Consider the following 8778-nt stretch of genomic DNA (forward strand, 5'->3'; position numbering starts at 1 on the left):
TTCATTTCTTCTTTGGTATAATCATTATCCGTAAATACATCAATCTGGGGTATCAGGTTAAATGCCAGTTGGTATTTAAATTTATCAATGGTTACAGCTTCCCCTTTCATGGCTTGTTCAACCTGGGTTTTCAATTCTTCCATAGCTGCCGCACCGGCACCGCTGGCTGCCTGATAAGTGGCCACTCGAACACTCTTTATAGGAGAAAGGTCATGGATCGGCTTGAGTGCTACTACCATAATAATGGTAGAACAATTCGGGTTGGCAATAATATTACGCGGACGATTTTTACAATCGGTCGGATTAACTTCCGGGACAATCAACGGTACATCATTGTCCATGCGGAAAGCACTGGAGTTATCGATCATTACAGCCCCATGACGGGTAATAGCCGGGGCAAATGTACGGGATGTACCGGCACCGGCAGAAGTTAATGCAATATCAATGCCCTTGAAGTCATCATTATCTTTCAGCTCTTTTACCTGGATTTCCTTTCCTTTAAAATTATAACTGGTTCCTGCACTACGGGATGATCCGAATAGTACTAACTCATCAAAAGGAAAATCTCTTTGTTCCAATACTTTCAGGAATTCTTGGCCAACAGCCCCACTGACACCTACAATTGCTAACTTCATTTTACCGGATTAAAAAAATAAATAAACGTTATCGCTCTCGTTTGCAAAACAAGGATACAAAAATATATATTTTCAGGAAATATTCATGATTAAGCACTCAGTGCCCTATATTGTTTTTTTAAGTCACCTTGGTCAAATGGATTACGTTCAGCAAATATGACATATAATTGTTTTATATTACTTATTTAAATATCACTCACAACGGCCCGAATCGACAGTTAGCGAATAAACATTCAGATAGATCAATTGTTGTATTTCTTTAAATGATATATCCAGATCAATGTCGCCATAGGTCATCAGATGTAACGGAACAGGGTACTGTCCCGGAGAATAGGCCGGCTGTATGTAATTTATATTCCAATGCCTGAATCCAAGCCGTTCGTAGAAAGCGATCCGCCGGACGGAAATTTCATTATTAGGTCTTTCCACTTCAAGGACTACAGGCATTTTCTGCTGATCCAGCCAGGACCTCAATACAGATTGCCCGATACCTATCCCCCTGAAATCCTCGGAAACAGCAATATGTTCCACAAACATTATTTTGCCCAAATCCCAGGTAGAAAAAAGACCTGCCGTTTTGTCATCTTTTATGATGGCATAAAAGGTAAAATAAGGTGTAGTCTTCAACAATTCGGTCATTGCGTCGAAATCCCTCCGTTCATCAGGGGGGAATGAATAATCGTATATTTTTTTTAGCTGGGGTAAGATCGCATGATCTTCAGGAGATACCTTTTGCAATAAAGGGTTCATTTTTATAATTGCTATAATGTTTATAATAAGCCTAATTCGAGCAATGCCTCCTCTGATATCATGTCTTTTGTCCATGGCGGATCAAAAACCAGGTCGACGGTGGCGCTTTTCACCCCTTCAATTGCTTCAACAGTTTCTTTTACCTGCAAAAGAATATCATCCGCAATCGGACAGTTGGGGGCTGTCAATGTCATTGTAATGGTCACGTCATTATTTTCGCCTACATGAATATCATAGATCAATCCCAAATCATATATGTTAACGGGTATTTCAGGATCATAAACTTCCTTCAATGCCGCTACGATACGGGTTTCCATTTGCAGCAACCCGTCATTATTGATTTCTTTATCCATTTTTACGATGCTCTTTGGTTTATGCTATCAAAAGCCAAAGCGTATAATTTCATTTGTTTGACCATGGATAAAAGTCCGTTAGAGCGGGTAGGAGAAAGATTTTGCTTTAATCCGATCTTGTCTATGAAATATAGATCGGCATTGACGATATCCTTCGGCTTTTGCCCTGATAATACACGTATCAGGAGGGAAATAATCCCTTTTGTGATGATCGCGTCGGTTTCAGCCTTGTAGATCACTACTTCCCCTTGCATTTCAGCCATCAACCAAACCCTCGACTGGCATCCGTTGATCAGATATTCGTTGGTCTTGTATTTCGGATCAAGCGGTTCCAGGTCTTTACTGAGCTCTATCAGGTATTCATATTTATCCAACCAGTCATCAAAAATCTCAAACTCCTTGATGATAGCGTCTTGTATATCATTAATCGATTCCATCAGTTCTTTTATTTAAGTACAAAAATACAAAAGAACTTTTGATAATATATGATGCAATTATTGTACCATGTACAGATGGAAATAAATCATTCAAACAGTTGTCATGTAAAAAGGAATTGCAACGATAAAAATATGATCGGACAAAATGATATATTTGCCGTTGTTATTTAGAAATCATACAATAGTATGGATATTTTGACGCACATTGTTACCGGGGCGGCTGTAGGAACTGTTATTGCTGCCTTTAGGCCTAAATTCAACTCTGTTGGGCATATCATTCTTTCAGGGGCTGTAGGTGGAGCTTTTCCGGATATTGATGCAATCAGCCTGTGGAGCAAATTTGATATCACCATTGGGAAATTTTTAGGATTAGTCCATAGTGGAAAAGAAATCTATTTCGGCAAATTCTGGTATTCTCATCATGGTTTTTTTCATTCCCTGGTTGCTGCTGTCATTGCCGGGTTTCTGATTGGTTGTTTTATCTATGTTTACCGCCGGTTAATGATGCGGCAGGAAAAATCTTTCCCTGTTTTTTTTAAGAACCATATTCCGGTTTTCCTTGCATTTATACTGGGTGCGGTTGCTCATGCGTTTGAAGATATGTTGACTCCTGCCTCTGTGTGGGGAGGAGTCCGTTTCCTGTGGCCTCTTGATGAATATACCGGTGGTTGGGGAAAGATATGGTGGTGGAACAATTATGATATTTTTTTGGTGGTGTTCTTTTCCTGGTTACTGGGTACATGGCTGATATATTCATCAAGGTTTGCCCGTTTCCGGATATATATCATTATGGCGATGATAGTATTGTCGTGTTCGGGTATTTACCATCAGGTAAATACCCGGAAAACGGATTATGCATATACCGGACATACCATGAATTATGCACGTCTGGAAGAGAAATCGAAATCTGAACAGCAACGCATCCTGGGAAAGAAGATATATCGGCTGATGGCCCGTTTCGATAATTTTTTGCCGTTTAATTTTTGAAAAGTCTTTATTATAGCCATGCAGCCAGCCATTGTTTTTCTATTTTCTTGATAACTTTCATCCGGTCATAGGAAAAATCATTATACATAGCGCAAACATACTGGTATAAGAGCCAACTCTTTTCAAATAAGTTCTTTTTAGCTGGAATCCCGGAATGCATCATCCCGTCGTGGTATAATAGTAAAGCGAGCATTTCCGCCTTACGTAAATCTTCCGGTTCATCTGAAAAATATGAAAGGACATCACATTTTCCTGAAGAAAGAAAAAAGGCACGCTCCTTTTCTATATACCAATCGTACATGGCATCAAATTCGTACTCAGGTATCTCTTCCTTCTGTAACTGTTTCCTGTTCATCAGCGATTCCAACGCACTTTTAAAAAAACCGATATCCCTTGTTGTAATACTATTTTCACACATAAGCAATATTTTTAGTTCATCATTTTAATCTGCCACTTTTTTGCTGATTACTCTCTCATTACAAATTAAGCCCATCCTGATGCAAAAAAATACACAACAACTGCAAATCATCATTAAATAATGTAAACAAATGTAAACAAATGTAAACGTCGCTTGTTCTAGAGAAACAAATAGCTACATTTGCAGTGCATGTAGAAAAAACCTATAGAGAACGATGAATAAAGAAATCAGTGTTTTACTGGCGGAAGATGATCCGGATCTTCTGTTTTTGCTTAAGGACCAGCTGATTGAGGATGGGTTTATCATACATGCCGCAGACAATGGTTTGGATGCTTACCGGTTATTTCTGGAAACACGGCCTGATATCGTGATCTTAGATGTCGATATGCCCGGGATCAACGGGATCCAGTTATGCATGCAGATCAGGAAAATGGATGCGCAAACCCCGATCATATTTACCTCTGGATTATCCAATACATCTGATGTAAGGACCGGATTTGATGCAGGAGCCAATGACTATTTAAAAAAGCCGTATGATATTGATGAACTGGTGATCCGGATCAAACATTTGCTAAATCCCTATAAAAAGGCAGATAATTCGGAAGATACCATTTTTAGAATCGGAAAGTTTGATTTTGACAGTGAGTTACATTCGCTTTCGTCAGGAACTAACGTACAAGGTTTATCATATACAGAGAATTCCTTGTTGAAGTTATTGGCTGAAAATGTGGGAAAAATCGTTACCCGGGAAATGATGATCGATCATGTGTGGGAAACCAGTCCGGCCATTGAGTCCCGCTCGATGGATGTATATATATCACGGCTAAGGAGATATCTGTCCGATGATCAGCATATCACGATCATAAATTGCTATGGTAAGGGCTACCGGCTGGTAGTAAGGTAGTTCATCTGTCCCTGCACAAATCCAGCAATCCGTTGATGATGGTCAACGGGTGGGATGGATTTCCGGGAATATATAAATCTATGAAGTATTGATCGATAAAAGAGCGGTCTATTGCAGGACCGTTGGTAAATATTCCTCCGCTCAATGCATCTACACCGGCCAGTATGATAACTTTCGGGTCAGGAACAGCATCATAACATATCCTGAGGGCATCAGCCATATTCCGGCTGATGGGTCCTGTAATGACAATTCCGTCGGCATGACGGGGTGAAGCAACGAATTCTATCCCGAAACGGCCCATATCGAAATTGACATTGGAACAAGCGTTCAGTTCCAATTCCGTACTGTTGTCCCCACCGGCTGATACCTGCCTTAGTTTGAATGATTTCTTAAATAAGTTTCTGATTTCCGGGCGGACACTTTTCCTGTCAACGGTAATAGGAAGATCAGTACCTTCGGTAACGACAAGCCGGGAAGGGATATTGGACGCCAACCGGTAATCATTGGTAAACCTGATTTTTTCGGGAAAGGAACGGGCACACAAACCGCAAAAGTTACATTTGGCCAGGTCGATCCTTACCGGGGCAACATCCAACGCTTTCATCGGACAAAAATCCTTTAACAGCGCTTCGTCTATATCTTTTCCGGAAATGACAGGCCGGCCCCTGAAATTTTGGTGTAGATGTACCTCTTCAATATTCGGGATGTACTGTTTACCCTGCCGTTTTAATATTTTTAACTGCTCAAGCATTTGACTGTGCTTTTTTCTGTTGCATCTGCACAATAGCTTTATTGATCCTTTTTATCAGCGCCGGTCCCTGGTAAATAAATCCGGAATAGATCTGGAGCAGGGTGGCTCCCGCCATGATATGGTTGATGGCGTCTTCCTCCGACATGATCCCTCCCACGCCGATAATCGGGAGTTTTCCTTTCGTTCGCTGCCGGATATAGTTGATGGTTTCGAGCGCTTTCCAAGTGAGCGGTTTACCGCTTAGACCTCCCCATCCCAGGCGTTCCACCTGTTCTTTATCCATAGTAAGTCCGGAACGTTGTGTGGTGGTGTTAACGGCAACGATACCATCAACATTCATCTTTTCCACGAGATCCAATACTTCGTCTAAATGAACAAAACTCAGGTCCGGTGATATTTTTAACAGGACAGGTTTACGTTGTTCCTGTTTATCACGTTCTTCCATAATCACAGACAATATTCCCGTTAATGACTCCGTACTTTGAAGCGCACTCAGGTTGACCACATTCGGACAACTGACATTAATGGTAAAATAGTCAACATATGGATATAATTGCCGGAAACAATACAAATAATCAGCCGGGGCTTCCTCATTTGGGGTATTGGTATTCTTACCGATATTTCCACCGATAATGATATCCGGCCGTGAAGATTTCAATCGTTCGACGGCAGCATCTACTCCTTTATTATTGAATCCCATCCGGTTGATCAGTGCTCCGTCCTGGACAATCCTGAACAGGCGCGGCTTAGGATTTCCGGGTTGCCCCTTAGGAGTTACCGTACCGATTTCGATAAAAGAAAATCCTAAGGTAGAGAAGGATTTATACAGTTTTGCATCTTTATCAAATCCGGCAGCCAGGCCAACAGGATTAGAAAATTTAAGTCCGCAGAATTCGCGTTCCAGGGAAGGATGCTTGTAGTTGAACATGCTCCGGATGATGGCCCGTACCGGAGGTATGGAATAGGCAAAACGCATCAGTCCTGAGACAAACGTGTGCATAGATTCAGGTGAAAATGCGAAAAACAGGGGCCGAAATATACGATACATGGTTCGCTAAAATTTCCAGATAATCAGGACAAAAGTAATCACAAAATAGGACAATCCGGGATCATGCCCCCAGCAATTGTTTCACTTTTACGGAAATGGCTTTTCCATCTGCCTTTCCCGACAATTCTTTGGTCGCGATCCCCATCACTTTTCCCATATGGGAAGGTTCTGTTGCACCTACCCGTTGGATGATTGATTTCAACGATTTTTCCAATTCTTCATCACTCATTTGCTCCGGAAGATATTGTTCGATAACAGACGCTTCGAGCAATTCTTTTTCTGCCAGGTCGGGGCGGGATTGCTGCTGGTATATTTCAGCAGTTTCCTTACGTTGTTTTACTAGTTTTTGTATGATCTTTAATTCCGCATCGGAAGAAAGTTCCCCGTTGGCTCCGGACTCGGTGCGTGCCAGAAGAAAAGCTGTTTTGACAGCCCTGAGCGCCTCCAGTTTATCTTTTTCCTTAGCAAGCATTGCTTTTTTGATGTCTTCACTTACAGTATCAAACAGACTCATATACGCGTGTTTAAATGGTTTAATTCAACATTGGTTCATTTAGTGACCAACAAGATTATTATCTTTGACACTAAATTCATGCCAAAGTTAATCATGAAATATCAATTAAACTGGAATTCTCTTCTTTCGGCAAAGCGACTGGGTAGTGCCAGCCTCGTTCCCAAAAACATGGCCAGGTCGCAATTTCAACGGGACTACGACCGGATTATTTTTTCTTCGCCCTTTCGCCGTCTTCAGAATAAAACGCAGGTATTTCCCTTACCGGGAAGTGTATTCGTCCATAACCGGTTGACCCATAGTCTGGAAGTAGCTAGTGTGGGGCGATCATTGGGGAACATGTTGGCTATTGAACTGGAAAAGCGTCCCGAGTTGTCGGGGAATGATTTCTTTTCGGTGTTCGGCCCCATTGTTTCTGCCGCCTGCCTGGCACATGATATGGGAAATCCGCCCTTCGGCCATTCCGGCGAAAAAGCAATTTCAAGATATTTTCTGGAGGGAAACGGAAAATCAATACAGGGAATGGTTGATGAGGTACAATGGAACGATCTGACTCATTTTGAAGGAAATGCCAATGCTTTCCGGGTGCTCACGCACCAGTTCAATGGCCGGAGAAACGGGGGATTTGCGCTGACTTATGCCACTTTGGCAAGCCTGGTAAAATACCCGTATGGATCCGAAGCAATGCCTGAGAAAAAGAATAAGTACGGTTTTTTTTCATCAGAGAAAGATACGTTTGAGGATATTGCGCGGGAACAGGGGATCATACAAATTTCGGATGCTCCGGTACGATACTGCCGTCATCCTTTGGTATACCTTGTTGAGGCAGCCGACGATATTACATACCAGATCATGGACGTGGAAGATGCACATAAACTGAAAATATTGTCCACATCCGAGACCAGGGATGTTTTAATGGCATTCTGGGATCCGGCTTCTGAGGATGGTAAGTCTTTTATTTCGAACTCGAAACATGTTTTTTCTACGGTTACCGACCCTAATGAACAGATCTCTTATTTAAGGGCTTTGTTGATCAATAAACTGGTGAGTGAATGTGTCGCTGTATTCATGAGTCATTATTCCGGAATTATGAATGGGGTATACCACCAATCACTGATCGATTCGCTGGAGGGAATATCGGCGGAAGGAATGAAACATTGCAGGAAATTATCGGTAGAACGTATCTATAATCATTCTTCGGTAATTGAAGTGGAACTTGCCGGATACCGTATTTTGGGAGCATTGATGGATGAATTTGTAGACGCAGTGCTTCATCCGCAGTCGCATTACGCCCGGAAATTATTGGCGTTGCTTCCCGGACAATTCAGAAGCACTCCTGATGCTTCAGCATATACCCGGATACAATCTGTGCTTGATTTTATATCGGGAATGACGGACCTTTATGCATTGGAACTATACCGGACCATTCACGGTATACAGATCAGTTATCAGTAATATCTATTGAAGTTTTTCAAACCGGTAGCCTTTTCCGGAAAATACCATCAATGTCTGTTCCAGGGCATACAACATATTGGCAGCTGCTTTAGCTGAATCATGGAATACTATAATAGACCCTTTTCCGGCATGATTGGAAATATGTCCGAAACAGGTTTGCGGATCCGTATTCCGGTCGAAATCCATACACATCACATCCCATATGATGATGCGGAATTTTTTACGTAAATACAGGTATTGGCGGAATTTCAGTTTTCCGTAAGGGGGCCTGAACAATTTACTCCGGACATATTCCCCTGTCTTTTCGACATCAGACAAATATTTTCCGGTAGATGTTTTCCATCCTGATATATGTTGATAGGTATGATTGCCCACAGAGTGTCCGCTGTCTTTTATTTTCCGGTACAGATCCGGGTGAAGTTTTACATGTTTGCCGCAAACGAAAAAAGTAGCTTCGGCCTTGTATTGCTGTAATAAGTCCAGCACTTTGTCTGTAATACCGGGTGTAGGACCGTCGTCAAAGGTAAGG

Annotated in this window: 12 protein-coding genes; 3 read left to right on the forward strand and 9 right to left on the reverse strand. The window is 41.8% G+C overall.

What is annotated here, in order from left to right; translation table 11 throughout:
* From LBQ60_04420 to LBQ60_04435, 4 genes are all read right to left on the reverse strand, one after another.
* Window positions 1-635: aspartate-semialdehyde dehydrogenase (locus LBQ60_04420; GenBank protein MDR2037147.1), on the reverse strand; the 635-nt coding region annotated here is incomplete at its 3' end.
* Between the two features lie 192 nt (window positions 636-827).
* Entirely contained in the window at window positions 828-1385 is a 558-nt protein-coding gene (locus LBQ60_04425; GenBank protein ID MDR2037148.1) for a GNAT family N-acetyltransferase, read from the reverse strand.
* A 20-nt stretch (window positions 1386-1405) separates the two neighbouring features.
* Window positions 1406-1738, reverse strand: a complete 333-nt coding sequence (locus LBQ60_04430) for an iron-sulfur cluster assembly protein (protein MDR2037149.1) — start codon at window positions 1736-1738, stop codon at window positions 1406-1408.
* Window positions 1739-1740: 2 nt separating this feature from the next.
* Complete coding sequence (locus LBQ60_04435) at window positions 1741-2175, reverse strand: SufE family protein (GenBank protein ID MDR2037150.1); 435 nt, start codon at window positions 2173-2175, stop codon at window positions 1741-1743.
* A gap of 186 nt (window positions 2176-2361) precedes the next feature.
* Between LBQ60_04435 and LBQ60_04440 the strand changes: the two genes are divergently transcribed.
* A complete protein-coding gene (locus tag LBQ60_04440) occupies window positions 2362-3162 on the forward strand; it encodes a metal-dependent hydrolase (GenBank protein MDR2037151.1) in 801 nt (266 codons plus the stop codon).
* Between the two features lie 10 nt (window positions 3163-3172).
* Here the strand turns inward: LBQ60_04440 and LBQ60_04445 are convergent, their stop codons facing one another.
* The gene (locus LBQ60_04445; GenBank protein ID MDR2037152.1) at window positions 3173-3580 is read right to left on the reverse strand and encodes a hypothetical protein; all 408 of its coding nucleotides are present in this window, start codon (window positions 3578-3580) and stop codon (window positions 3173-3175) included.
* A 214-nt stretch (window positions 3581-3794) separates the two neighbouring features.
* Between LBQ60_04445 and LBQ60_04450 the strand changes: the two genes are divergently transcribed.
* Window positions 3795-4484, forward strand: coding sequence for a response regulator transcription factor (locus LBQ60_04450; GenBank protein MDR2037153.1), 690 nt, complete (start codon window positions 3795-3797; stop codon window positions 4482-4484).
* Between the two features lies 1 nt (window position 4485).
* Here LBQ60_04450 and LBQ60_04455 read toward each other — a convergent pair whose 3' ends face one another.
* From LBQ60_04455 to LBQ60_04465, 3 genes are all read right to left on the reverse strand, one after another.
* The gene (locus LBQ60_04455; GenBank protein ID MDR2037154.1) at window positions 4486-5235 is read right to left on the reverse strand and encodes an NADH:ubiquinone oxidoreductase; all 750 of its coding nucleotides are present in this window, start codon (window positions 5233-5235) and stop codon (window positions 4486-4488) included.
* Window positions 5228-6283, reverse strand: coding sequence for a quinone-dependent dihydroorotate dehydrogenase (locus LBQ60_04460; GenBank protein ID MDR2037155.1), 1056 nt, complete (start codon window positions 6281-6283; stop codon window positions 5228-5230). The genes LBQ60_04455 and LBQ60_04460 overlap by 8 nt, the downstream gene beginning before the upstream one ends.
* Before the next feature lie 61 nt (window positions 6284-6344).
* On the reverse strand, window positions 6345-6797 hold the full coding sequence (locus LBQ60_04465; protein MDR2037156.1) for a GatB/YqeY domain-containing protein: 453 nt from the start codon (window positions 6795-6797) through the stop codon (window positions 6345-6347).
* 78 nt (window positions 6798-6875) lie between these two features.
* Here LBQ60_04465 and LBQ60_04470 point away from each other — a divergent pair, with 78 nt between their 5' ends.
* Window positions 6876-8249, forward strand: coding sequence for a deoxyguanosinetriphosphate triphosphohydrolase (locus tag LBQ60_04470; protein ID MDR2037157.1), 1374 nt, complete (start codon window positions 6876-6878; stop codon window positions 8247-8249).
* A gap of 3 nt (window positions 8250-8252) precedes the next feature.
* Here the strand turns inward: LBQ60_04470 and LBQ60_04475 are convergent.
* Window positions 8253-8778, reverse strand: a 526-nt coding sequence (locus tag LBQ60_04475; protein MDR2037158.1) for a polysaccharide deacetylase family protein, incomplete at its 5' end; no start/stop codon positions are given.

The organism is Bacteroidales bacterium (assembly GCA_031275285.1).
Taxonomy (GTDB): Bacteria; Bacteroidota; Bacteroidia; order Bacteroidales; family UBA4181; genus JAIRLS01.

Bases quoted from the DNA above. Each gene is read 5' to 3' on its own strand.
- LBQ60_04465 (MDR2037156.1), bottom strand. From the start codon at position 6,797: ATGAGTCTGTTTGATACTGTAAGTGAAGACATCAAAAAAGCAATGCTT.
- LBQ60_04435 (MDR2037150.1), bottom strand. From the start codon at position 2,175: ATGGAATCGATTAATGATATACAAGACGCTATCATCAAGGAGTTTGAG.
- LBQ60_04425 (MDR2037148.1), bottom strand. From the start codon at position 1,385: ATGAACCCTTTATTGCAAAAGGTATCTCCTGAAGATCATGCGATCTTA.
- LBQ60_04440 (MDR2037151.1), top strand. From the start codon at position 2,362: ATGGATATTTTGACGCACATTGTTACCGGGGCGGCTGTAGGAACTGTT.
- LBQ60_04455 (MDR2037154.1), bottom strand. From the start codon at position 5,235: ATGCTTGAGCAGTTAAAAATATTAAAACGGCAGGGTAAACAGTACATC.
- LBQ60_04430 (MDR2037149.1), bottom strand. From the start codon at position 1,738: ATGGATAAAGAAATCAATAATGACGGGTTGCTGCAAATGGAAACCCGT.
- LBQ60_04460 (MDR2037155.1), bottom strand. From the start codon at position 6,283: ATGTATCGTATATTTCGGCCCCTGTTTTTCGCATTTTCACCTGAATCT.
- LBQ60_04445 (MDR2037152.1), bottom strand. From the start codon at position 3,580: ATGTGTGAAAATAGTATTACAACAAGGGATATCGGTTTTTTTAAAAGT.
- LBQ60_04450 (MDR2037153.1), top strand. From the start codon at position 3,795: ATGAATAAAGAAATCAGTGTTTTACTGGCGGAAGATGATCCGGATCTT.
- LBQ60_04470 (MDR2037157.1), top strand. From the start codon at position 6,876: ATGCCAAAGTTAATCATGAAATATCAATTAAACTGGAATTCTCTTCTT.